Annotated in this window: 20 protein-coding genes; 8 read left to right on the plus strand and 12 right to left on the minus strand. The window is 45.6% G+C overall.

The window, feature by feature from the left end; all coding sequences use genetic code 11:
- Nucleotides 1-31: 31 nt before the first annotated feature.
- From ACYQ1O_RS00880 to ACYQ1O_RS00915, 8 genes are all read left to right on the plus strand, one after another.
- Nucleotides 32-436, plus strand: coding sequence for a M67 family metallopeptidase (locus tag ACYQ1O_RS00880; protein WP_459989620.1), 405 nt, complete (start codon nucleotides 32-34; stop codon nucleotides 434-436).
- Between the two features lie 3 nt (nucleotides 437-439).
- Nucleotides 440-1,210: a hypothetical protein gene (locus tag ACYQ1O_RS00885; protein ID WP_459989621.1), complete on the plus strand. Its 771-nt coding sequence runs from the start codon at nucleotides 440-442 to the stop codon at nucleotides 1,208-1,210.
- Nucleotides 1,211-1,212: 2 nt separating this feature from the next.
- The gene (locus ACYQ1O_RS00890) at nucleotides 1,213-1,533 is read left to right on the plus strand and encodes an ATP-binding cassette domain-containing protein (protein ID WP_459990618.1); all 321 of its coding nucleotides are present in this window, start codon (nucleotides 1,213-1,215) and stop codon (nucleotides 1,531-1,533) included.
- Nucleotides 1,534-1,561: 28 nt separating this feature from the next.
- Nucleotides 1,562-1,945: an ATP-binding cassette domain-containing protein gene (locus ACYQ1O_RS00895; protein WP_459989622.1), complete on the plus strand. Its 384-nt coding sequence runs from the start codon at nucleotides 1,562-1,564 to the stop codon at nucleotides 1,943-1,945.
- Nucleotides 1,946-2,333: 388 nt separating this feature from the next.
- A complete protein-coding gene (locus tag ACYQ1O_RS00900) occupies nucleotides 2,334-2,882 on the plus strand; it encodes a polymorphic toxin-type HINT domain-containing protein (RefSeq protein ID WP_459989623.1) in 549 nt (182 codons plus the stop codon).
- Nucleotides 2,883-2,903: 21 nt separating this feature from the next.
- Nucleotides 2,904-3,662, plus strand: a complete 759-nt coding sequence (locus ACYQ1O_RS00905; RefSeq protein ID WP_459989624.1) for a hypothetical protein — start codon at nucleotides 2,904-2,906, stop codon at nucleotides 3,660-3,662.
- Between the two features lie 107 nt (nucleotides 3,663-3,769).
- Nucleotides 3,770-6,100, plus strand: a complete 2,331-nt coding sequence (locus ACYQ1O_RS00910) for a hypothetical protein (RefSeq protein WP_459989625.1) — start codon at nucleotides 3,770-3,772, stop codon at nucleotides 6,098-6,100.
- A gap of 852 nt (nucleotides 6,101-6,952) precedes the next feature.
- Complete coding sequence (locus tag ACYQ1O_RS00915) at nucleotides 6,953-9,340, plus strand: Lon protease family protein (protein WP_459989626.1); 2,388 nt, start codon at nucleotides 6,953-6,955, stop codon at nucleotides 9,338-9,340.
- A 235-nt stretch (nucleotides 9,341-9,575) separates the two neighbouring features.
- On the opposite strand, the gene ACYQ1O_RS00920 is transcribed toward ACYQ1O_RS00915, so the two are convergent.
- From ACYQ1O_RS00920 to ACYQ1O_RS00975, 12 genes are all read right to left on the minus strand, one after another.
- Nucleotides 9,576-11,969, minus strand: coding sequence for a tetratricopeptide repeat protein (locus tag ACYQ1O_RS00920; protein WP_459989627.1), 2,394 nt, complete (start codon nucleotides 11,967-11,969; stop codon nucleotides 9,576-9,578).
- Between the two features lie 80 nt (nucleotides 11,970-12,049).
- Nucleotides 12,050-13,600 carry a VPLPA-CTERM-specific exosortase XrtD gene (gene xrtD / locus ACYQ1O_RS00925; protein ID WP_459989628.1) on the minus strand — a complete coding sequence of 517 codons (1,551 nt, stop codon included), beginning with the start codon at nucleotides 13,598-13,600 and terminating at the stop codon, nucleotides 12,050-12,052.
- Between the two features lie 144 nt (nucleotides 13,601-13,744).
- Nucleotides 13,745-14,602, minus strand: a complete 858-nt coding sequence (locus ACYQ1O_RS00930) for a glycosyltransferase family 4 protein (RefSeq protein WP_459989629.1) — start codon at nucleotides 14,600-14,602, stop codon at nucleotides 13,745-13,747.
- Nucleotides 14,603-15,046: 444 nt separating this feature from the next.
- Nucleotides 15,047-16,213 carry a Gfo/Idh/MocA family protein gene (locus ACYQ1O_RS00935; RefSeq protein ID WP_459989630.1) on the minus strand — a complete coding sequence of 389 codons (1,167 nt, stop codon included), beginning with the start codon at nucleotides 16,211-16,213 and terminating at the stop codon, nucleotides 15,047-15,049.
- Entirely contained in the window at nucleotides 16,176-17,366 is a 1,191-nt protein-coding gene (locus tag ACYQ1O_RS00940; RefSeq protein WP_459989631.1) for a Gfo/Idh/MocA family protein, read from the minus strand. Before ACYQ1O_RS00940 ends, ACYQ1O_RS00935 begins: the two co-directional genes overlap by 38 nt.
- 79 nt (nucleotides 17,367-17,445) lie before the next feature.
- Nucleotides 17,446-18,600, minus strand: a complete 1,155-nt coding sequence (locus ACYQ1O_RS00945; RefSeq protein WP_459989632.1) for a WecB/TagA/CpsF family glycosyltransferase — start codon at nucleotides 18,598-18,600, stop codon at nucleotides 17,446-17,448.
- A gap of 51 nt (nucleotides 18,601-18,651) precedes the next feature.
- Nucleotides 18,652-19,842 (minus strand): glycosyltransferase family 2 protein, encoded by a 1,191-nt coding sequence (locus ACYQ1O_RS00950; RefSeq protein WP_459989633.1) that lies wholly within the window; start codon nucleotides 19,840-19,842, stop codon nucleotides 18,652-18,654.
- 125 nt (nucleotides 19,843-19,967) lie between these two features.
- Nucleotides 19,968-20,975, minus strand: a complete 1,008-nt coding sequence (locus tag ACYQ1O_RS00955) for a glycosyltransferase family 2 protein (protein ID WP_459989634.1) — start codon at nucleotides 20,973-20,975, stop codon at nucleotides 19,968-19,970.
- 47 nt (nucleotides 20,976-21,022) lie between these two features.
- Complete coding sequence (locus ACYQ1O_RS00960) at nucleotides 21,023-21,886, minus strand: sulfotransferase family protein (protein WP_459989635.1); 864 nt, start codon at nucleotides 21,884-21,886, stop codon at nucleotides 21,023-21,025.
- On the minus strand, nucleotides 21,873-22,871 hold the full coding sequence (locus ACYQ1O_RS00965) for a glycosyltransferase family 2 protein (protein WP_459989636.1): 999 nt from the start codon (nucleotides 22,869-22,871) through the stop codon (nucleotides 21,873-21,875). The genes ACYQ1O_RS00960 and ACYQ1O_RS00965 overlap by 14 nt, the downstream gene beginning before the upstream one ends.
- A 2-nt stretch (nucleotides 22,872-22,873) precedes the next feature.
- Entirely contained in the window at nucleotides 22,874-23,797 is a 924-nt protein-coding gene (locus tag ACYQ1O_RS00970; protein WP_459989638.1) for a sulfotransferase family protein, read from the minus strand.
- Nucleotides 23,798-23,834: 37 nt separating this feature from the next.
- Nucleotides 23,835-24,653 carry a 2OG-Fe(II) oxygenase gene (locus ACYQ1O_RS00975; RefSeq protein WP_459989639.1) on the minus strand — a complete coding sequence of 273 codons (819 nt, stop codon included), beginning with the start codon at nucleotides 24,651-24,653 and terminating at the stop codon, nucleotides 23,835-23,837.
- Nucleotides 24,654-24,663: the final 10 nt, after the last annotated feature.

A 24,663-nucleotide genomic window follows, 5' to 3' on the forward strand; every position in this document is an offset into this window, starting at 1 on the left:
TAATTCCACTTAAACTTTACTCATCAAGCCCATGCAACTGTCCAGAAAACTCACCAACCAACTGTTACATCTGGCGCAATTGTCGGCAGACGTGGAAATCTGCGGACTGGTCAGCGCCCAAAATGGCCTGCCGCTGCGTTGTTACCCGATCAAAAACATTGCCGAAAATCCGCAACAGCGTTTTTTGTTCGATCCTAGCGAACACATCGCCGCCCTAAAAACCATGCGCGATCAACAAGAACAACCGTTCGCCATTTTCCATTCGCACCCCAGCGCACCGGCACAGCCTTCCGCCACCGACATTGCCGAATCGGCCTATCCTGAATTGTTTAACCTGATTATTTCTTTAAACACCAAGGGTGTCTTGGAAATGCGCGGTTTTGCCATTAACGGCAAAACGGTTGAAGAAATTGAATTGACACTCACCGAAGACTAAATTGTGTTTAAGCTTGTCCGTATCCTAATCTTATTGTGCATTTTGGCGTGGGCGGCTTTTTACACCAAAATCCAACATGTACAGGCGCGTTCTTGGTCTGAAACCTTGCCCGTGGTTATTTACCCCATTAATGCCGATGACGGCAGCGTGTTGGTTGATGATTACATAAGCAGCTTGGAAGACCCGCATTTTGCGGCGATTGACACCTTTATCCAGCAACAAAGCCAAGATTACGACTTAATTGCCGAACAACCCACGCTCACCCATTTAGGCGAAAAACTGGACGAACTGCCGCCCGAACCGCCCCTCAGCGGCAATCCGCTGGACGTCATCTTATGGAGCCTGCAACTGCGCCATTGGGTTTGGCAAAACACGCCCGATGACGAATCCAACCTGCACCGCGTGCGCATTTTTGTCCTCTACCACGAAGCCCAGAAAGGCCGTCACCTGCAACATTCGCTGGGCATCGACAATGGCCTGGTCGCCATCGTCCACGCTTTTGCCGCCGATAAACAAACTCAACAAAACAATGTGGTCATCGCCCACGAACTGCTGCACACCGTTGGCGCCACCGACAAATACAACACCAATAACGAACCACTCTACCCCAGCGGCTACGCCAACCCCGAACAAGACCCGCTCTACCCGCAGGAACTGGCGGAAATCATGGCAGGCCGCATCCCGCTTTCACAAAGCCAATCACAAATGCCCGCCAACCTTAACCAGTGCGTGATTGGCGCGCAAACGGCGGCGGAGATTAATTGGCATATCTAAAAATGCTCAAATTCCAAAAAATAAGTTTTGGCTTTTCCCCAGAAAAGAAAATTTTTACAAACTTATCATTTTGCCTAGAGCAAGGAAAAATCTACGCTCTTATGGGTGCGAACGGATCAGGTAAAACAACCCTCTTCAACCTCATCAGTGGCTTCCATAAAACAAACTCAAGAAGCTTAATTTTCAAAAATAAAAATATAACCCAATCATCGCCGCACCAAATAAACAAACTCGGCATAAGCCGAACTTTTCAAGAATTGCGATTGATCTCAAATCTACCCGTTAGGGAAAATATATTGCTGGCAACGCAACCCTACCGATAACTGGTTAAACGCATTACTGCCAGCTTCATTGTTCAAAAACAACCTGCAACATTTAGAAAACAAAGCAGGCCAAATAATCGCCGATTATTTTTTGCACGACATTCAAGGCTCTATAACAAACGAAATCAGCTTTGGACAGTACAAATTATTGAATTTGGCTTGTTGTGTAGCAAACGGTGCAGAGCTCTTGTTATTGGACGAACCCGTGGCTGGCATTAGCCCACATAACCAAACAGCAATCACCCCGCACTTACAGCAACAAGGCAAAACCATGTTGATGATAGAACACGACACCGATTTTATCGAAGCGACAGCAGAGCATTTTTTATTTCTCGATGGCAGCATACTCAACCAATTTACGACCTTTGCCAAATTGAAAAATAGCAGACAAGCGGCGGATGCTTATTTCTGAAATATAAGCTTTTGTTACGACGAAAACTATTTCGGTCATTATTTGTTATCGGCCCGTTTACCACTGAGTTATCAAGTACGATAATGCAAGCTAAAAAATAGCCCCACCACCACATTAAATAGGCCGTTATGATTACATCAATTGCGGCTCAAAATAAAAGCCAAAGCCTAATTATGTATCCTTCCGAAATGCTAAAAATAGATTTTGGCATTTGGTCACGAGCAGACGGTACAGGCAAAGGCAGGGCGACAAGGTATTGCAACCTACAACTCGGCAATGCCCGCAAAAAAGAAATCTTGAAGTCTTCCAAGAACGACACCTGATATTATGGCGTAATACATTGATCCATCATCCCGTACAACTCGTTGTTATCAGTTACTACCAGAAAATGACCACAAAAACGGAACAATCTATAAGATTAAAAATTAGACAGCAGCCCTGCTTTGCAGCAGGTACTTTGGTACATACTAAAGAAGGATTAAAGCCTATTGAAGAGATTCGGATAGGCGATTGGATGTTGTCATACTCGGATAATCAGCATCCTCCCAAACATCTGAGACAAGAGGACGAATACACATATCGAAGAGTCACCCAAACCCTTGTAACCGAAGACCAACCGCTTTCCAAACTGATAGTGAGTGACCTTACAAATAACGTGAGGGAAACGATTTGGGTTACTGCGGATCATCCTATTTATCATAAAGATCGTGGCTGGATTCCTGCCGCTGAACTCGATGCTGTAGATGGACTCGTAAATTTCCGATTTTGTAATGTAATGGTCTTCAGGGGTTACCACGATATAGAAAGGAGGCGGGTATATAATTTAAAAGTTGAGGCGTTTCATACCTATTATGCGGGTGAACAAGGCATCTGGGTTCATAACAACTGCGATATTGATATGTTCCCAACAAGAAAAACAGCAACAATACCTAATTGATACCTTATCGAGCTGTTTATCATGTTGAAACGAACCATCTTGCCTTTATTTTTGGCAGCAATGTTTTTGCTGGAATGCCAGGCCGCCGCAGCTAAAAGCTTAGATGACATGCCGCCGCTGATTTTATGGGCGTGGGAACGGCCTGAGGATTTGCGTTTTCTTGACGGCAAAAACATTGGCGTGGCATTTTTGGCGCAAACCCTGCAACTCAATGGCGATGGTATTGTGCGGGTGCCACGTCGGCAGCCACTTAAAGTTTCTCCCTCTACACCACTGATGGCGGTAACGCGTATTGAAAATGCAGGGGAACAGCCTGCGGCGTTGTCATCCGCGCAACGCCAGCAGTTGGTCGCAACAGTGTTAACAACGCTTGCGCTAAAAAACGTGACAGCGGTGCAGATTGACTACGATGCTAAAGTCTCCGAACGGGGATTTTATCGCCAGTTTCTAATAGATTTACGCCGCCAATTACCCGCAGACATGCCCTTGTCGATGACCGCACTGGCCTCGTTTTGTTTGGGTGATCCGTGGATAAACGACCTGCCAGTAGATGAGGCGGTGCCGATGGTTTTCCGTATGGGGGCCGATACCCACCAAGTGCGGCAACATCTTATAAATGGCAATGATTTTGCGCTACCGTTGTGCCGGCAGAGTGTGGGCATTGCAACCGATGAGCCGCTGCCGAAGCGTTTTGCTGGGCGGCGGGTTTATGTGTTTAAGGGTGTGAGAGCGGTTTGGATTGAGCAGGATTTGGAAGGTTTGCTTAGTGGAATCCGTTAGCCTCGCTTAAACCGCCAATTTTTCGGCGGCTATAATTCACCGCAGGGTGCGCTGTACGTACCTTGCCCAAAAACTGAAAACTTGACTGTTCATCGCGGAATCACGCCATGCAAAACCCGCTAAAAACCTTAGCCTTTTCTGTAAGCCTCTGCTGGCTAGCGATTGCGGCAACTCCCGCTCACGCTTGCGGTTCCGATTTTGCCGAACCCGTTTTTGTCTTCAGCGGGCGACCTGACAATTTTGCCGATTTTGCTCAAGGCAATCTCGGTATTATCCAGCCCAATTGGAATCGCACGGTGTTGTTTCGTGCTTACCGTGAACTGCTGGGCATTCCACTATCCGCCAGCGAACAGCAAGGTTTGATCCGCAATTGGCAAGCCGAGTTTGAACAAAAAGACACCGATCCCAACAACGGTGATGTGGCGCTTAACCATTGGCTGACGGTACGCAAACAGGCTTTTCCTGATCTGGCTGAGCCTGGCAGCATTGGTGATTACCGCACCCTTAACGCAAATGCGTACCACGTCTTTCTGAATTGCGCGTCCGATGCTTTCGAAACCGCCAGCAAAACCTTGCAGGCACGTTTGGCAAGCTATCCGGGCAGCGCAGCGGTTAAAGATTGGCTAACAGCACAGGATTTGGTGTTTGCCAATTGCACGCAAACCAGCTCGGAACAACTTGCCGAAACCGCTGCCGATGCGCCGGATTGGCTAAAGCGGGACCGCGCTTACCAAATCGCCGCAGCACATTTCTACGCCATGCGCTGGCAAGAAGCCCAAGACGGCTTTGGTAAAATTGCCGCCGATAGTGCTTCAGAATGGCAAAGCACTGCCAAATATCTGTTGGCAAGGCTGGCTGTGCGCCAAGCCAGGGTTTATATGGGCGATGATGCCCATCAGCAAAAAACTTTGTACGAACAGGCATTGCCAGCGATTAATGCCGTGCTGGCAGACCCGCAGGCGGCAAGTTTCCATGCCGCAGCCCAGCAGTTGTTAAACTTTGTCAATTACCGCATCAATCCAGAAAACGCTCACAACACACTCGCCAAAAAGCTGTTGGAGCCTGCCGAAAATCCGTATTTTTTTCAAAACCTCGTCGATTATCGCTATTTGTTGAATAGCCAAGAATATGGCCAAACCGTGCCTTCTACACAGGCTATGCGCCAAGCCAGCGAATTGACTGATTGGCTTTTCACCGTCCAATACCAAAGCGGTGGCTACATCGAGCCTAGCGGAGACGATGCGGCGGCCGCGTTTCGCCATGCCTATGAGCGTTGGCAAAGCAGCCAAAGTCTGCCTTGGCTGGTTGCCTGCCTGATGAAAGCGGCACCGAACACACCCGAAAGCACGCATTTGCTGCATGCCAGTTCAGCAGTTAAAGCTGACTCACCTGCGTATCTGACGGTTAATTACCACGTTGCCCGCTTGCTTAGCGCACAAGGCCAAAGCAATCCTGCCAGAAAAATCTTGGACACCTTGCTGGCCTTGCCTAAGGCTAGGCTTAACAGCAGTACCATCAGCCTGCTGTACCAGCAACGCATGCTGTTGGCGCAAAATGTGGATGAATTGGTTAAGTATTCACAACGCCAAGCCACGGCATTTGCTTGGAATGGCTTTAGTTCGATGTTGGTTGACCTCTCTAAGCCTAAAGAAGGGGAAGATTACTATCGCAATGAGCGCGAATGGCTAGACCGCAACATGTTCGATGCCGATGCCAGACGCACCTTGAACCTGCACACGCCCTTATCGCTATTAAAACAAATCGCCCTGCATAAAGATTTGCCGGATTATCTAAAACGCCGCTTGGTGATGTCGGTATGGATGCGGGCGGTGCTGTTGGGGAATGACGCGAGCGCACAGGCTTTCACGCCACAGCTGATTAAATATTTGCCGGAACTGGAAAAAGCCATCAAACCGTATCGCCAAGCCAAAAACCAGCAAGCGCGTTTTTATGAGGCGGTGTGGCTGATGCTTAACCATCCCGGCATGAGGCCTTTGGTTGAACAAGGCGAAGGCCGCACGGTTGCGCTCAGCGAAAGGGTAGGCAATGGCAATGACTGGTGGTGCGATGATGATTTGAACAGTCAGTATGTTGACGACTATGGCAACCCGCAAAGCGACTTGCCAAGCCCCAGCTTTTACAGCCGTGCCGATATTGCCCAAGCAGCTGATGAGAACGCCAAACTGGCGGCATTGACCGGCGGATCAAATTTTTTAGCCAACCAAGTAGTGGCTTGGGCCAAATACAACCCCAACGACAAACGCCTGCCCGAAGCATTGGCTTTAGCGGTTAAGGCCACCCGCTACGGTGGTTGTCAAAATTGTGCAACCGGCAAGGCCTCTAAAGCCGCCTTTGATCTGCTGCACAAACGTTTCCAAGGCAGCACATGGCAAAAACAGACACCTTACTGGTTTGGTCAAGCTTGTGAAAAATCTTAGTTTATTGGATTGGCATGTACAGACTTTAAAGCTTCTGCAATGTCAGTAGCATCCGTTTAATACGCTTTAGCAAAAGTGATCTGGTGCCGAATCAAGCCCTCATCATTAAAGGGAGAAATCGTTGTCAATTGATTGTTATAGCCATTATGCTCTGTCGTTCACTGAGCGTAGCCGAGGCGACCGCCACCAAACAATCCGCAACCGTAATGCTCTACTACTCAATGACTATGCCAACCATTTAGCGGCAAGGCTCATGAGAGCTTCCAAATACTGTGGGACTTGGTAAATGCTCGATCTTCTCCCATTAAATGCCTTAATAACAAGTCGTCAGGCAGTAAAATAGCAGCCTTTTAGATACAGTGGTGGAGAATGAATGCAATTTTATTTGCTGCCACCTTACAGTGCCGAAGCGAATTGTTGTGACATAAAATGAAATACGAGTGGCTGCCTTTCAGGACATTTGCCCCCGATGAAACTGGTCGAGGATTTGGCTCACAATACAAGCTAATTTTTATTAGGCGCTTAGGTTTCAAGGCAAGTCTTTTTAAAAACTGGCAATAATGTATAAAACTGCTTTTCACCCATGCCAGTCTTTTTTTAAATCAGATGTTGTAAATTTCACTTACTCTTTATTTTTGAATTTAAAAGTATTTTGATATTTTTTCAAAGTTTTTTAGTTATCTCAAATCCAGTGTTTATTATGATGACTGATAAAAATCGACTGAACAGCTTATTACAAAAATCCCGTTAATTTTTCCGGGCTATATGCTGCTTTTCACTTACCTATTCTGAAAGAAACCACCAACAATGCTATGATTACCGGTTTATTTTCTTCCCCAGCATTGATAACCGATGACCCATCACCAGCCTTTGCCGCTTGCTGCGTTAAAATTTACTGCCGATCTTAGCGGCATTGATTTTCCTGAAATTCCCCGCTCCCCGCTCAATTTATTAGGTCAAGACCGCGCCAATGCAGCGCTGGCGTTTGGCATTGCCATGCAAAAGCCCGGCTACCATATTTTTGTCATGGGTGATCCTGGCTTAGGGCGTTTGTCGATGGTCCGCCAGCATTTGGATACTTGGGTAGAACAATTGCCCGCACCGCCTTCGTATGCTTATGTCGATAATTTCGATAACAGCCGCGAGCCTTTGGCTTTGCAATTGCCCGCTGGTCAAGCCGGCGTGTTTGCCAAAGCGGTCGAAAAGCTGTTGGATGATTTGCTGGCAATTTTCCCTGCGGCCTTTGAAAGCCCTGCGTACCAACAAAAAAAGAACTCGCTGGAGCGGCACTTTAGCCATGCTTACAACAACGCCATCGACTTGGTTGACCAGCAAGCCCGCGCCGCTGATATTGCCTTGTTCCGCGATGGCGACAACAACATCAGTTTCGCGCCCATCCGCAACCACAAAGCCATTAATGAAGAACAGTTTTCGCAATTGCCGTCTGCCGAGCGTGAAGCCTTCCATCTGCAAGTGGAAACCTTGGAAGATTATTTAAGCGAAGTGCTGTTGGAAATGCCGCAATGGCGGCGCACGATGGTTGAACACATCAAGCAACTTGACCACGACACGATCAATCAGGCACTCGAACCGTTATTTACCGAACTGGAAAGCGCTTGGCAAGCCATCGACGATGCCATCACTTATTTGTCGGCCTTAAAGCTGCAGTTGCTCAGCACCATCAGCGATTATTTGCTGCCGAAAACCTTAGACCCACAAGCCGCCAGTGCCAGACGCGCACTATTGGTCGAGCAGTTTGTGCCGAATATCCTTATCGAAAGCCAAGCCGACGGCGGCGCACCGATTGTCCACGAAGCACACCCGACGTTTCAAAATTTGTTTGGGCGCATCGAATATGTCAACGACCAAGGCTTGTTAGTCACTCATTTCCAGAAAATTTGCGCGGGGTCGTTGCACAAGGCCAACGGCGGTTATTTGGTGCTGGATGCCGAAAAGCTGTTGACCTATCCGTTGGTCTGGGAAGGTTTGAAGCGCGCCTTGCAAGCGGGTCGTATTGAAATTGAAGCACCGTATTCTGAATACGGCGTCAACACCACCACCTTAAAACCGGAGGTGGTTCCGCTGAATGTCAAAATCATTTTGGTGGGCGATAGCGACATTTACTACTTACTTGAGGAACTGGATAACGAATTTAAGGAAATGTTTAAAATCTTGGCGGATTTTGATTATCTGATTCCGTGCAACCCTCAGACTATAGCGCAATTTGTGCTGCTCATGCGCAAGCAAGCTGCAGATTCCGGCGCAAAACCGTTGGCTCAAAGTGGCGCAGAAGCCTTAATTGAACACAGTTGCCGTTTGGCGGAAAGCCAGCAGCATTTTTCTGCGCATATTAACGATGCACTGGACATTATCGCCGAAGCGGATCTGTTCTGTCGGCAGGCAAACGATGCGCAACTTGAACGGCAGCACATCGAACAAGCATTAACGGCACGCGAATACCGCAACGGCAAAACTTCTGACGATATTTTGGAAGACATGCTCGACGGCACGATTTTAATCGACACCAGTGGTGTCGCCGTTGGCAAAATCAACGGTCTGACGGTACTGGAAATTGGCGGCAGCAGCTTTGGTGCGCCGGCGCGTATCACCACCACGGTGTACCCGGGTTCGCGCGGGATTGTCGATATTGAGCGCGAGGCAGAATTAGGCCAAGCCATCCATTCCAAAGGCGTGATGATTTTAACCGGCTATTTGGGGCATTTTTATGCCCAGCAATTTCCGCTGGCCATTTCCGCCAGCATTGCCATTGAGCAATCGTACAGCCATATCGACGGCGACAGCGCCTCGCTAGCCGAGTTATGTTGTTTGTTGTCAGCACTAACCCGCACACCCATCAAGCAAAGCTATGCCATCACTGGCTCCATCAACCAATACGGTGAGGTGCAAGCCATTGGCGGCGTTAACGAAAAAATCGAAGGCTTCTTCCGGCTTTGTCAGGCGCGCGGCTTAAACGGCGAACACGCAGTGATTATCCCTGTCGCCAACAAACGCAACTTGATGCTTAAACAAACGGTGCTGGATGCCGTTGCCCAAGGTTTGTTTGCCGTCTATTGCGTGGCAACCGTCAATGAGGCGTTGGAATTGTTAACCGGAGAATTGGCTGGCGAAGCCGACAGCGAGGGCAATTACCCCGAAAACAGCCTTAACTTTAAGGCCATCTCGCGCTTAAAAGAAATTTCTGAAATGGCGGGTGAAGAAGATAAGGAAGAAGAAGCTTAACGCATCAATGTGCATTGATGACTTTGATAAATCTAAAAAAAACAGAGTAAAGCTTACCGTTTGTTTTTCGCAGGCATTTAAAGGTAAGTAAGTGTACCACGCCTTGCCACTGCCCTTGTGGTAAAAGGCAAACAAAACGCGATTTAACGGATTGTTTTATCAAAATCACATGGATATAAAAAAGGCCAAACAGGCAGTTTCTCTGTTTGGCCTTTTATTTTTTAGATTATGGCAATTACTTGGCTTTTTTGTCCGCTTTTAAACTTGCCAACAATTTGACCGCTTCGTCTTCCTCTGCGAAATCTCCGCTAGTTTTACCGATGGCAATGGCTTTTTCAAAGTCCGCCGCCGCAGCAAAAGAATCATTCAACTTCATATGCGCCACCCCTAAATGGTAGTGGAACACAGCAACATCTGGCGACAAAGCCACTACATTTTTAAACACTGTTAAAGCATCCTCAATTTTGCCTGTCTTATACAGCGCCCACCCATAAGTATCGAGGAAATAAGGCTGCCCTGACTTTTCAAACTTAGCAGCCAATTTAAAGGCTTTATCAATATTCTCTGGGCTTTCAAACCGATCAAGCAGCAATGAAACATAGTTATTGACGGCAAAATCCATGTTGGGGTTTTTGGCAACTAAAGCTTCATATTTTTCCAAGGCTTGGGCGTATTTTTTTTGTTGTTCATAAGCAGAAGCCAACATAAATTTAATACGGGTATCTTCAGGATTGGCCTGCAAGCCTTTTACATAAGTACTGATAGTGCTATCCAGATCATTTTTCCCTAAATAGACATTCGCTAAAGACTCATAAATTTCCGGCTCTTTAGGCCATCTAGCAGTAGCTGCATCCAGTAATTTGATAGCCTCAGCCCAACGCTGTTCTACTGTCAGTACCTGGCCTTTTAAAACCACGGCAAACCATTTTTCTGGATGCGCAGCAATGTACTTGTCTAAATAATCATGGGTTTTACTGTTCTGCTTTAACGCCTCCAAGCTTTTCACTACCCCTGTCAAAGCGTCTTCCAATTCAGGTGAGTATTCCAGAGCTTGCATATAATTTTCTGCAGCTTCTTTATACAAACCTTGCCCTTCAGAGATTTTACCGCTTAAATATTTTGAAAAGCCTAGGCCTTTAGGTTTAGTTGAAATGGTATCTGCCACTTTTTGGGAACCCGCCCAGTCTTTTTTCAGCAATCTGATTTGTGCCATGGCTTGTAAAGCACCTGGATGGCCGGGGTCTTTTTCAAGCGCTTGCTGCAACACCTCTTCAGCACGGCTTAAGTCCTGATTTTTCAACATACCCGATACCACTGGCAACACCGCATCAAAATTGCCCGGATTCAACTCCAAGGCTTTGCGGAAGTTTTCAGACGCCAATTCGGGTGAATTTTTACTGGTGTACGCACGGGCAAGCAACACCATCGCCTCATCAGATTTGGGGTAATCCCTAACAATAGTCCTTAATTGGGAAATGGCTTCATCAAACGCGCCATTAATCAAATCCAAATTAGCTTTTAGCATCATGCCTTCAAAATGCCGTTCATCAATTGCCAATACTTCATTGACTAAACTGGTCGCCAATGGGATGTCGTTGTTTTGAACCTCAATGGTGGCAAGCACAACTTTGGCGGTCAAAGCCTGTTTCGAATCGCCTTTGTGATCAATAATCCAATTTAACGCTTGTTTGGCTTCATCAATACGTTTTTCTTTGATGTAGTAGTTTGCCAATCGGAAATAAATATCAGATTCATCAGGATTAGTGAGCAAAAACTCTTTAGCTTGCTTTTCAAACAAATCGGGCTTTTTCTCTAACAAGAAATCAATTAAAGCCATTTTTGGCTTGATGTTGGCAGGCTGTCTCTCGACGGCATTTCTTAACTCAATAATGGCTTTGTCGTCGTCCCCGTGTTTTTCATAATGGCTGGCTAGACCGATAACAAATTCGTTGTTTTGGGGAAACCTTTTAATTAACTCCAAAAAGGTCTGCTCGACTTTCGCTGTTTCGTCATTTTGGCGGTAAATCTCCAGCTTTAAACTGTACAGAGACATGTCATCCGGCCTTGTTTTTAGCAGCTTATCGACGGTATTTATAGCCATCTGACTATCTTTGTTTTTCATGTAAACAGCTGATTTCAAAACCGTTGCATCTACATGATCGGCTTGCTTTGCCAAAGCTTTGTCAGCAAAATCCATCGATTCTTTCAGCTTGCCCTGCCTTAATAAAATCGTACCTTTTTGCACTAAGGCATCAACATTTTCGGGGGCTTGCACCAGGACAATGTCAACCTGCTCAAAAGCTTTGTCGTATTCGCCCACAAACAGATAGAGGCGACTCAATTTGATTCGCGCATCAAAATGTTTCGGGTCTAATTTGATGGCTCCCATCAAATTAGCAAACATGCCTTGCCAGTTTTGGTTTTTTTCGTCGATTTGGGCAATGTAGTAGTACGCCTCTACTGATTTATTATCAATTTGTAAGGCATTTTTAAACTCAACCTTAGCTTTTGCATAATCACCCGCCTTAAACAAAGCTTTACCGCTATCTAAGTATTTTTGAATGTGCTCCTCGCTACCACAGCCTTGCAAAAGCATCACCAAAACAATCAAACACCGAATAAAATACATAAATTCCTCATAAATAGGAGATAGTTAATTTTGTAGAACCAAACCCAAGCAGCTTAAGCAATGGGATAAGCCTGAATTCTTCAATTGGGGATATATTTTGGCAACTCAGGTAATACTATTGACGTAAAATCCTGAATCCGCCTCTCAGCATCTTCTATTGTTTCGTTTGGTTTAAGAACTGTTGTCAGACGCACTAGCGCGCCATCGGTACGGTTTAAAAACAACGCGTCATTGAACAAATACCATTTGACCAAGTATTCGTTGGCGACTTTTTTACCCCGTTGCTGGAACCAGTAATAAACTAATTGGGTGTCATCGCCTTTTTTGACAATAATCCTATTGACAGGAAACCCATTAAACAAAACTTCTTTGATTTCAGTAATTTTCCAACCACCCCCCGGTATACAGACGCGCGGTGAATGCGGTGAATTGCCTTTACGCTGCGAGGCGTAATAGGCCGAATAGAAATTAACGACCTCATCTTTATCAGTTTTGTAATCCGCCATAATGTAATCAGTCAATCCCAACGCCTCCAACACATTGTCTTCCAAAGTGCTTTTTGATCCCTGCCAACCACCTAACTGCATTGGAAAACCAGCAAATTCGGTTCGGGGCGGTAAAATCTCCTGACGTTTCTGAATGGAAAAAGCAACCCCTGTCGCAACCAGCAAACTCAGCAACACCGCCGCCAACGGCTTTGAAAAGGGGCGTTCAGTGACTGTATAACCCGTCGATAAATCCAATTCTTCGATATACAAACCGAATACTTCAGAGAAAGGTTTCGCATCTTTACCTATTTTGGTCAACAGCAAAATTTCGAGCAGCAACACCCCCATACACGCCATGAAGACTATCCAGCCTTCAAAATCATGGATAAAACCCTCAGCCATACTGGAGCCATAGTTATCGACCAGCACACCAATCATACCGATGCGGAAGCTGTTCATGATAATAGTGATGGGAATGGTAGAGAAAAACACGATGGCCCGTTTCCAAAGTGGAGCCTTAAACAAAAACCCGCAAATAAAGCCCAAACTCATTAATGGAAACAAGTAACGCAAACCACTACAAGCTTCTACAACTTGCAAACGGAAAACGCCTAAATCGATGATATTGCCTTCCATATACACAGGTATCTGGCAAGCACGGATAAACGCAACCCCCATACGGGTGGACAACAACTGCAGGTTTGCCGATAACCCCGCCTCAATGAAATAAGGGATTGGAATGGCAAAAATCAGCAAGGCGATAGGCACCAGCACGGGCTTGACGGCGGGCCAGCCCATCAATGACAAGGCCAAACCCATAAAAATGGCAATCAATGCGTAATGGATAAGAATGTAAAGGGCGCTGATTTCGCCGACAAAACCAACCACTAATGCCAACAACACAACCAACACGCCCCACCAAGATGGGAAAAAACGACTAACAGTTAAGCTGTCCTTTTTTTGCCAAATAAAATAAAGGGTTAAAAAGGGTATCAGGTAGCCGTGGCTGTATTCTTCCTGCTTATCCCAGCGTGTGGCAAGCTCTTCTACCCCTCCCCAAAAGACAACCATGACCAACAAGCAGCCCATGATTAACATAGACCCGTTTATCAAGCCCATCCGCCAAGCCAATTTTTTTTCCATGCCCCAATCCAAACCCAAAACCTACTTTAAAAATGCGAACTGAGTCACAAAAACAATTGATAAAGATAGACTATTTTAAAAATTAATTAAGCAGAACTTTACCAGAAATTATCGGCATCGCCTAAAGCAGAAAATATCTGATCCTTATTTCAATCGGGCGGCAAAAATGTCAGCCAATCGTTCCACATTTTTTGCCAAATCATAATGTTCCAAAACATATTCCCTACCCTTTTTTGCCAACCGCAGCCGCAGCCGTGCGTCATCCATCAGACGCGCCAAAGCCTCGGCAAGCTCATCAACCGATGAGGGAGCCACCAACAAACCTGTTTCACCGTCTTGGATCAATTCTGGTATGCCGGTAATGCGCGTGGTCACGCAGGGGATTTCCATCGCCATCGCCTCCATCAACACCACCGGTATGCCTTCGGCAAAACTGGGTATACAGAAAATATCAGCGGCGGCATACAGCTCTCTAATATGATTTTGATTGACCGCACCTGAAAAAATGACTGAATCGCTCAACCCCAAAGTCTTTACTTGGCGTTCCAAAGCGGCCCGATCTTCACCATCGCCCACCAACCTTAAGCGTACCGAACGCCCTTGGGCCAACAGTTGGGCAAGCGCCTCCACCAAAATAGGCTGGCCTTTTGCACAAGTAAGGCGGCCTACACAAATGATTTCAAAAACATCAGGCGCGGCATTAAAAGCTTTTGGCGAAAACACGGCAGGATCAACACCCAGGCGGGATACTTCAAACTTATGCCAATGTTCGTAAGGCGACAGCTTCATTAATTGGCTGCGGGCAAAATGGCTGATACAAACAATAAAGTCAGCGGCGATAATTTTTTGTGTCAAATATTGCCCCGGTGCATCATAAAACTCATCCGGGCCGTGGATAGTAGCAGACAACGTGGTGTTAAACACGGTTTTAACATACAAACCCACCGTCATCGCCTGACTGCCCAAATGGGCATGCAAATGGCTTTGTTGCTTTTTTTGCATCCATACACCCACCATCAGGGCTTCGGTGAAATACATTAGGTGGTAAATGATACTTTTAATATCTAACCGCCCCAAAGCGAATAATAAACACACACCTTTAAAATAACCGTCAGGGTGTTTAATTAAGGTCTTAATATGTGCAAACAATGCTCCCATTAACCCGTGGGATTTTACATAGTAAGTTAGAGCCGATTCTTGAGCCTCATCAGCAACAAGGCTTTCAAAACGCCTATCCGCCGCATTAATAGATGCCACATCAATATTGAAACCATTTTTTTTTAACTGTAGAACTTCTCTAATAATAAATATCATCGACAACATAGGGTATTGGCTAATGATATAAGTTATAGATTTAGAAGAATTGCTGCTCGAAACCATGAATGATAATGCTCAAAATATGAAATTTTAGTTTCCCTTCGATTTTCTCCCAATTATGGGCAAAAGCTAGGTCGATTGCTGTTCCTGAGGATAAAAAACTCCCCACTGATGACGCAAACTATCCATCGTTTTAACAATGGCCAAAGACTCATCTAATGGCATTATTTGACTTTCCTGAAGGTTTTCAAATACACAACGGGAAACCTCTTCGATTTCAAATTGATAACCATTGCCTAAGATTTTCATGTATTTTTTGTCTGCGTTGGAAAACAAGCTGCTTAAAGGCTGCAACCTCTTTAACAACTTACGTAAAACTGGGTTTTGTTGATCCCCAGATAATAATGCTTTTTTAATTGTCGCCGCAGAAGCCACTTCAGAATAAAAGGATATAGCTTCAGGACGGAAAAACGGCTCATGAATATGGATCCAGCCTTTTGTCCCAAAGATAAAAGCTTCATTACTGGATCGATAGTTGAAACTAGATGATAAATACGCTACAGCACCAGATTGATAATCTAATCGATAGCTGGAGAGCGTATCCACTCCGGAACTGTTTAATGTTGCATCACCCGATACTTTAATAGGACTTCCCAAAAGATGATAAGCAAGGGAAATGGGATATACACCCCGATCCAAAAGGCTACCCCCCCCTTGTTCAAGGTTCAAAAAACGGCTGTTTACATCAAAATTTACAGGAAACGCAAAACTAGCATGTAATTCGCTAATATCGCCTATTTCCCCATTCTCTATTCGATGCTTAACCTCTTTTATCAAGGGCATAAAACGCATCCACATTGCTTCCATGCAAAAAACCCGATTTTTTCTAGCAGCCGCAATTACCTGATCTGTTTCTAACGCATTAATAAAAAAAGGCTTTTCACACAAAACCGATTTATTGGCTGAAATTGCCAACAGGCAATCTCTCATGTGGCTAAGATGTGGAGTTGCTATATAAACAACATCAACATCCTTGTCTTGTAGCATTCGCTCATAACTACCATAAGATTTCTCCAAACCAAAACCAGCAGCAAACGAATTGGCTGTACTTTGGCTGCGCGATGCTACTGCAATTAGCTGAGCATTAGGTACATACTGAAAGTCCGCAGCAAACTTTCTCGCGACGTTACCTGTCCCCACAATACCCCAGCGTACTTTTGTCACCATTTTTAATATCTCCCTGCGACTGAAATTAATATTAAGCCACTGCCCAAGCCATTGGTTCAATGCTGTCAAATGTCGTTGTCATTTTATACATTGCCCCTTGTTCGCGAGCGTAGTGTATTGCCAAAACAAGCTCAGTTACATGTAACGAATAGCTTGAAGAAAGTCGGCATGGGCGCACTTCCAATATGGCATCAGCCAATTCAGCTGGGCCTCTTGCAAAATCCATATTTTGAGCCCCTTTAGTTTTTGCTTTTGCCCTCCTCGAATCTAATAAGGGATACCGCGTTCTAAAAGGGCTTAAAAAAGTCTTACGGCGTATCGTGAGCATTTTCCGACTATAGACTGGAGACTTATATTTCCAACAATCGTCAACATACAAAACACCTTTGTCACCAACAATTTTGATGCTATGGTCATGGGGGGCTATTAAGCTACAAGTAAGCCTTGCAACAATTCCTGATGCAAATTGAACGCAGGCAACAGAGAAGTCAGGAGAGTCCATATTCAAAGGCTCATCGACGAGCTTATCCGCTATTTGGATTGATGCGAATGAAGTCACCGTTAAGGCTGGCCCAAAAAATGCCACTAGCCAAGCCAAGTAATAACCGGCGTGTTCAAGAGTGCAACCTATTTCAAACTCATCCTTATAGGGCCAAGGGGTTCCTGACGTACTTAGCCATTTCTTATAAGGCATAAGATGCACCAAACCGTCATCCATTTCAGCATAGACAACCCGAACCTTGCCAACCGCTTGATCTCGAATAGCCTTCCAAAGCGTCTGGGCTGTTTCCCCTAAAAGACTGCAAGGTGCTGAAGCTATCAGCAATGCATTCTTTTCAGCAAGTTCGACAAGCTCAGCCGCCTGATCCAACTGCATAGCCAATGGTTTTTCTGAATAAACATGCTTACCAGCCTCTAGCGCGGCTTTACTTACATCATAATGACTACGCGGATTAGTAAGGTTTAATACCATCTCAACCGTTTTGTCCGCCAACAAATCTTCTAAACTTTGGTAGGACATTATTGAATGGTAATTTGAAAACTTTTGATTCCGTTGAGAATCACTATCAAAAACACCAACCAAATTTAACTGTGGATGCAGAGGGATCGTTGCCAAATAGTAATCTGCCACAAACCCACATCCAACTATAGCTATATTCATTTTCTTATTCTCATGACCAGGAACAACATTAGTTGTAATGGAATATGAAGCTTCATTCATACTGCTGAATATAAAAAGCCCCTGACAACACAAAACCTTTTTCTATGTGAGTAATCTGCTTTTTCTATCATAAAACCATTCAAATACCTTCATTTAGCAAATCGTCCACTTTATTCCAAAGCAAAAGCTGCCGAATATCGGCGCTTGCGTTTATGAACCGCAAGGTTTTACCGGCAGCCAGCACATATTTGTAAAGCAATAAGCATTGGCCTAAAAACGCGCCATCTAGCCTGCTGACATTCGCCAAATCCAACACCACATGCCGATCCAGTAATGCAAGCGCCTTAAATTGCGGATTGGTTTGCGCCACCGTCCGCACATCGCAAATACCCGACAAAGTGACTGTAACAGTGTCTTGCTCGGCGTTTAGGCTGGTTTCAATGCTTAACTCCGCCGGCAGGGATGCATCAAGCGGATGGCGTTTCAGCCACAACCAATAAGGTAAGACATCTCGCCAAAGCAAACCTAAAAATACACGACCATCATGAAAATAACGTTTCCATAAGCTCGGTTCTTGATAAATGCGCCAACACCACTCCAACCCCAACTTTTGGGTCCATTCGGGGGCGCGCTGTACTGTTCCGGCAAAAAAATTAATAACAGCCCCCAGGTGGCTAATAACCGTCGCCTGCAGCTTGTCTTTGTTGGCTTCAATCCAGTACTGGCCTTTTTTGGCACTAATGGAAACCACCAAAACATCGACCGCTTGGGCATTGATAACGGAGAGCGTTTCCGGTGAACTCATTTCGGCGACCGTACCAAAACCCGGGCAAAAACTGCCCACCGCCGTTAACCCCGAATAGGCTTGGTTGATCGCTTGGCAAGCGTGTTCGCCAACCCCTTCTTCGCCACCAAAAAAGAACACCCGCAACGGCTGGTCGGCGGGCCGCGAATAAAGCTGTTCGCATAAAGAAGAACCGGCTATACGCTCTGGTAAAGGTACACCTAGCCATTTGGCAACCCGAACAATAGGCGACCCATCCACTACTGATAAATCGCTGTTAATAACGGATTGCCGAAATGCCGCATCTTCTTGCGAGGCAACCATATAATTCAAGTTAGGCGTGGACATAAAACAACGCCGACCTTCAGCGCAAGCGGATACCAGCACATCAATGGCTTGTGGCATAGTCAATGCGTCAAAAGGCAAGCCCAATACACACCAGACATTTCTGGAAAAATCGTAATCTAATTGCTGGCGGATTTTGGCATCCTTTGATTTTGCTATGCTCATGGCAGGTCCTTGAGTTTTAGGGGATTGTCAGAGGGGTAAGAATTTACAACATTAAACATCGCGATCGGTACGTACCCAGTTTTTTTCGCGCTTAACAATAAATGCTTTATAAATCGAAAACTTGGAAACTACATACAAAGGAATTGCCAACAAATCTTTCGCTGACAAGTAATCCAAACCGAATCGACGCCACAATAAAACCATCATCAGCGCAAAACAGGCAAAGCTAACCAACAGCCCATAAAAACCGATAGGAAACCCTGTAAAAGGCAACAACAAAGCCGAAAAAACCACTCCCACAATCGCCATCAGCACCAACAATGACAATGGCGGCACGCCAATATCAAGCGCCAGCCCCAATAAGCGCCAATCCCTGTTCTGTAAGGTTTTTGCCAGCAAGCGAGGGATTTGCTGAACGATAGTCTGCAAATGCCCGTGTTCCCAACGGGTGCGCTGGCTCTGTTCGGCGGCCTGCTGTTCAGGAAAATCGCTAAACACTTCGGCATCAGTACACAATACAGGCGGCATCCCCAATATGGCGCAATCGATACCCAGTTGCATGTCCTCGACAATATTGCCGTGGGCAAGCTGGACAACATCAAAAATCCGCCAAGGGAACGCCATTCCCGTGCCGGTTAATGTGACCGGCAAACCCAATCGGTTCATCGCCAAGGGGCGGATTTTGTTTTTGACCAACCAAGCAAACCCTGCAACCCGGCGCTTTATGCTTGGTTTGTCACCCATGCGCATCAAATAGATGGCTTGGGCAGGCTTATTGTGAAGGCTGACAGAAGCTAACAGCCTTTGCATAGAAAGGCGATTGATGTCGCAATCGGCATCCAGAAACACCACGATTTCAGGCGGAGCAGTCCATTCACGCAAATATTCAATCCCGTGTGCTAATGCATAGCCTTTGCCGCGTCTAGTAAGATCATGGCGCTCCAACACCTTAACACCCAAAGCACGGGCAATATCTGCGGTGGCATCGGTACAATTGTCGGCAACCACAACCACCACAGCAGGGTCGTCAAGCTCCGCCAATAACTTAGATAATGACACATGGAGAATCCCCGCTTCATTATGTGCAGGGATAACAATGGCATAAGTAGGTTGACTGCCACTTTCTTGCTCGCAAGTGCCGATATTGCTTAACGTCAACGCCAACGCACTTTGCAATGCGATAACCCACAAAGGAATGGCAATAACAACCGCCACTAATAAGACCAAACTGTCTAAAACCATCTGGGCAACCTAGCTGATAAAAAAAGATGGGAATGTTGAGGCAGAAACATAAGAAAGTTTTTGGGTGGGATATTGGGAGTAACCTTTGGCAATCACAAGCCGGTCGCCAAGGGTAGAAGCTGCTTTTATTTATACTCAATAATCTGGGTCGCTTTGTTGACCCATTTTGCATAATAAAACTTTAGCAAACCCAATGCTTCAGCAAATTTGCCCAATACCGTCAGGACACCCCAAGACAATCGTGTCTTCAAACTGCCTTGGGTTTTAGTGGCAATCCTTAGCATTTGCAAAGGATAGACTGACAATAACGCAGACAATACAGGATCGATGAATGCCATCGTAAAAATTACAGCAGGAGTCAACAGCCCCCACAGCACAATCCGACGGGTTTCGCGTAGCCAAAATTTTTCAGCAGATTTGCCATGCAAATACGTGCCTTCAGTAAAGGCATGACCGCTGCGGACGTTGCGTTTCCACCATTGCGAAAAATGCAATATGGCAGCGTCATGCAAGGTCATTTCCTGATCCAGCCGCCAAACTTTCCACCCGGCAGCACGTAAACGGAAACATAATTCAGGCTCTTCACCCGCAATCAAACTTTCGCGGTAGCCTTGCACCTGCGCAAAAGCTTCAACCCGCATCAGTGCATCACCACCACACGCCAAAGCATCACCCACGGGCGTGTTCCACTCCAAATCGCAACATTGATTATAAATGGATTGTTCGGGAAAGCGCTCACGCCGGCGTCCGCAGACAACCGCATAGCCAGGGTGTTGTCGCAGGAAAGCACTGGCGTACCCAAGCCAAGTATCAGCCACCTCGCAATCGCCATCGACGAATTGCACAAACTGCAAATCGGCTTGGCAAGCCATAAGCTGTGCGAACCCGCTGTTTCGGGCTCTGGCGGCAGTAAATGGCTGGGTCAAATCCAAGGCCACCACCATTACCCCCAAGCGTTCCGCCATAGCACAACTATCGTCCATAGATCCTGAATCGACATAAACAATCGCCGCCACTTGCCCAATCAAAGCATTCAAACAAACGCGCAAACGCTCGCCTTCGTTGCGGCCAATGACAACGGCACCTATCTTAGAATCAATCGGATCGGACTTAGCTTGCTTCATAAATTTCATTAGCCTTGCTTTTGAAGGACTTTTTATTGCTCTCAGCAGTCATCGCCTTACTTCCACGAGCCATTGCACGACAAAGCAAATTGGGCAAAATTGGCGCAATTTAAATCAACATCCAACCAATCGCCTAATTGCTGCAAATCTTCATTGAACAAAGCCGTCAACTGTTGCACGTGTGCAGCATCCAATTCAGGGCGTTCTTGCAGGGTCAGTTGTTTTTTGACACGATCCCTCAAGGCTTGTGGTATCAAATGCCGGCGTAACTGCGTCATGAATGGCGATTCGACCAACCACTGATAACCTGGAAAACGGCGTATGCGTTCGTTGGAAACATTCTGCGCCGCCAAATCTTTTTGCCAAACGACGGGCTGGGTATAACCAATAAATTCGGCAATCTTTTCCAGCTGCTGTTGCGGTTGGGCTTTAATAGCTTCAAAAAACACCGGCAAAATGTTTTGTTTGCCAAAACAGTCGATATAAGGCTGTAACTGCATGGCGTAGCGGCTATAGGCGGTCAATTCTTGGTATTGGTCGACAGCTTGGTTAATGTCACAAGCCATAACATTTTGCGACCACTGGTGAATATAATGCGACACCAACCGATCAATAGGGTGACGCATGACATAAATCAACTTCACCTGCGGCGCATAAGCGGACAGGCGTGCCACGCAATGCGGGTAATCGGGCAGTTTGGTGTAGTGGGTGCTTGATTCACCGCACAGTTCACCAGCCTGCGCATGGGCAAACAAGCTTTCATACCAAGCCAAGCCTTTGGCATATTGGCTGTCATCACTAAAAAAATTAGGTTCTTTAGGCTCGCTCATAAAAATGCCCGCTTGTGTAGCCAATTGGCTATGCAGCGTACTGGTCGCACATTTCATTGCACCAATAATGATGAAATCAGGCTTGGTCATAATGGTCAGGATGCAGATAGGACTTTAAGGGATGAAAAAAATTGATCCAAATATCGCGCCATTGGTGCTGGGCAACATCCGGCAAATAAGTTTTGGAACAAACACGCCGTAAAGAAGTGATAAGCCAGCCCAACGTCCAACACAAATTGGCTGCCAACAACCCCGATTGCCCGTAAGTGTTGTAAAAATAGCGGCTTCTTGATTCAAAATAGTAACGTGGCAAGCGCTTTCTTAATTTCATTTGTGCTTTCAGCGGCGAACTGCCGCCACGGAGATGCACCACATGGGCGGCAGGTTCGTAATAAATTTGCCAACCAGATTGTTTGGCATGATAACAAAAGGCCACATCTTCGTAATACATGAAATAGCCTTCATCCATCAGACCGATGCCAGCAAACACATCTGCTTTTATCAGTACGCAAGCAAAACTAAGCCAATCGTAAAAACGGGCATGATCGCTAACTGCTTGCGGAACAAGGTAGTTTTTAAGAAAACGGCTTATAAAACCGGTTTTTGCGGCACTCGCCAATTCGCTTAGGGGGTTGTGAAATTTAAAACAACTTTCTTGCGCCGTGCCGTCAGGCCATTCTAAGCGCGGCGCCACCAAGCCTGCTTGAGGATTGGCTTTCGCGGCTTTTAATAAAATCCCTAACGCGCCTTCAGAAATCAAGGTGTCGCTGTTGGCCAGCAAATAAAAATCTGCCGAGACCGCCTGAATCCCAACGTTGTTGCCGGCAGAAAAACCACCGTTACGAGACGAGCGGCAAACAATCAGCTGTTCATGTAGCGCTAAACCTTCCAACTGTTGTTCAATTTTTTCCAAAGAACCATCGTTAGAAAAATTATCGACCAACACCACGCAGGCGTTTAAGGTTTTAAGCTCTGCACATAAGGAATGCAAGCACGCCATCGTCAAGTCTGCGGTGCGGAAATTAATCACCACCACCGCTAGCTCGTAATGATGGCTATTAACAAGTTTTTCCATAATTAACGAAGATGTTGTTTGTCTATTTGGTTTTTTTCCAAAACACACTGCTCGTGGAACGCTTTAAAGCCCAATCGACGGCTTAGCAGCTCTTTGGCAAAAAGGATAAAGCCATAACGATTGATACCGAAACGTAACCTAAATATTTTATTTTGTAGCAACAAACCAGCCTTGCCTAATATGCTGACATGCTTAAGCGGCAAACCACTTAGAGCATAACCTCGATTGAGCATTAAATCACTGGCTTTGCTTTCAACATGTTGGATTTCTGAGCGGCTCAACCGTTTAGTCCACTGGCTAGCCAAGGCTTTATCCGGTTTTTTATAACTGGATTTTTTAGGATAATCGAGCATTTGAGGGCTGTAGATAACCCCTAAAAAAACACACACCTTATTTAACTCATCCTCAGGGTTTAACACCAAACCTTCAAAATTAAGACTGTAAATTTTTGAATCATCTACCCGACTAGCCAAAACATCCCATGACCTTTCCGAAGCTATCCAGTGGTCAACACCAAAATAGACATTGCCACACCATCCCATTTCAATGCTGGATCTGGACACATCACGCGGATCCCTTAACAAGTGTATGTATTTGGCTTCAGGAAAAATATAAAAAATGCGATGAAAATTACGATGTACATTTAAAATCAAAACATTGTCAGACTTTTTAAGTTGCTGGGCAAAAGAGTGGATTAATTCAACAAAGCCAAGGCTTTTATCAATGATTAAGGCTTTTGAATTAAAAATACGGCTAGTCTGTAAAAACTCGTAATATTTATCAAGTGTGGGAAGCTGCCCGTCATCCCCTATAAGATCAAACATAAAATCAAATTCACCTGGACTTACCAGCTGAGGATGATGGTCTAACATCAGATGCAAAAGCGTTGTACCTGAGCGTAACGCGCCACTTAAAAAATAAATCATATACGTTTTAAACCGTCATTTGATTAGACTACCAAGCCTATGATTTTACAAAAAAATTTGAGCATTTCTTTTTTAACCTGCCCAAAACACCAGCAACTTGAGCCGTGGATTTTTCATAAGGCATCAAAACATTGCCTTTAAGCCACTCGTCAGGCCGCGGTTTAAAGATCGTTGAATGGTGTTGCCCGTCCCAATGTGCCGGGGCTTCTGCGGTGTAGTAATAAGCGGCAAATGATTTGCGCATGATGTCAGGCGGGCAAGTGACCGGTGTCACGCCATGGAAACTAATTTCGCTGGTTTCAAAAACAAACACCCGATTAAAAATAGGCGCATAAGAACCGTGACATTTTTTTACATCCTTATCCCACAATTCAAAGAAACCGCCGTATTCGTCTTTCCAATCTTTATTGAAATAGATGAGGATGTTGAGACGCCGATGCCACTGCTTATCCTTTAGATAGTTAAAATCGACATGTACATCCAAATGCCCGCCGGAATTGGTTTCGTGGATACCTCCGCCGATTAAATCAGGATCAGCAAGAAGATTGGGAATACTCATTAGATCACCGATTAAGGCCAAAAACTCAGGCGATGCCAACAGCTCATGCAGTTTTTTGATAGGATCAGGAAACAATTCCGAATTGGTAATCTGAACCTTTAACTTCTCGTTAACCTTGTGATAGCCACGGCCTATTTTTTGGGCATCCTCAAACGAAGGAAACGCCTGAAAAACAGCTTCGGCAAAGTCTTCTTTTAAAAAATTGTCGATATGGAAATTAGGGTAAGGCGCGCTGGCAAGGATTGATGCTTTTAGTGCATCACGGTCAATTGGATTAATTAGATCAAGCTTTGTCATAAATTCCCCC

The sequence above is a fragment of the Methylosoma difficile genome, assembly GCF_054657615.1.

Excerpts from the sequence above, each read along its gene's own strand:
- ACYQ1O_RS00880 (WP_459989620.1), top strand. The coding sequence starts at position 32 with ATGCAACTGTCCAGAAAACTCACCAACCAACTGTTACATCTGGCGCAA.
- ACYQ1O_RS00890 (WP_459990618.1), top strand. The coding sequence starts at position 1,213 with ATGCTCAAATTCCAAAAAATAAGTTTTGGCTTTTCCCCAGAAAAGAAA.
- ACYQ1O_RS00900 (WP_459989623.1), top strand. The coding sequence starts at position 2,334 with ATGACCACAAAAACGGAACAATCTATAAGATTAAAAATTAGACAGCAG.
- ACYQ1O_RS00905 (WP_459989624.1), top strand. The coding sequence starts at position 2,904 with ATGTTGAAACGAACCATCTTGCCTTTATTTTTGGCAGCAATGTTTTTG.
- ACYQ1O_RS00910 (WP_459989625.1), top strand. The coding sequence starts at position 3,770 with ATGCAAAACCCGCTAAAAACCTTAGCCTTTTCTGTAAGCCTCTGCTGG.
- ACYQ1O_RS00915 (WP_459989626.1), top strand. The coding sequence starts at position 6,953 with ATGACCCATCACCAGCCTTTGCCGCTTGCTGCGTTAAAATTTACTGCC.
- ACYQ1O_RS00920 (WP_459989627.1), bottom strand. The coding sequence starts at position 11,969 with ATGTATTTTATTCGGTGTTTGATTGTTTTGGTGATGCTTTTGCAAGGC.
- xrtD (WP_459989628.1), bottom strand. The coding sequence starts at position 13,600 with ATGGAAAAAAAATTGGCTTGGCGGATGGGCTTGATAAACGGGTCTATG.
- ACYQ1O_RS00930 (WP_459989629.1), bottom strand. The coding sequence starts at position 14,602 with ATGCAAAAAAAGCAACAAAGCCATTTGCATGCCCATTTGGGCAGTCAG.
- ACYQ1O_RS00940 (WP_459989631.1), bottom strand. The coding sequence starts at position 17,366 with ATGAATGAAGCTTCATATTCCATTACAACTAATGTTGTTCCTGGTCAT.
- ACYQ1O_RS00945 (WP_459989632.1), bottom strand. The coding sequence starts at position 18,600 with ATGAGCATAGCAAAATCAAAGGATGCCAAAATCCGCCAGCAATTAGAT.
- ACYQ1O_RS00950 (WP_459989633.1), bottom strand. The coding sequence starts at position 19,842 with ATGGTTTTAGACAGTTTGGTCTTATTAGTGGCGGTTGTTATTGCCATT.
- ACYQ1O_RS00955 (WP_459989634.1), bottom strand. The coding sequence starts at position 20,975 with ATGAAATTTATGAAGCAAGCTAAGTCCGATCCGATTGATTCTAAGATA.
- ACYQ1O_RS00960 (WP_459989635.1), bottom strand. The coding sequence starts at position 21,886 with ATGACCAAGCCTGATTTCATCATTATTGGTGCAATGAAATGTGCGACC.
- ACYQ1O_RS00965 (WP_459989636.1), bottom strand. The coding sequence starts at position 22,871 with ATGGAAAAACTTGTTAATAGCCATCATTACGAGCTAGCGGTGGTGGTG.
- ACYQ1O_RS00970 (WP_459989638.1), bottom strand. The coding sequence starts at position 23,797 with ATGATTTATTTTTTAAGTGGCGCGTTACGCTCAGGTACAACGCTTTTG.
- ACYQ1O_RS00975 (WP_459989639.1), bottom strand. The coding sequence starts at position 24,653 with ATGACAAAGCTTGATCTAATTAATCCAATTGACCGTGATGCACTAAAA.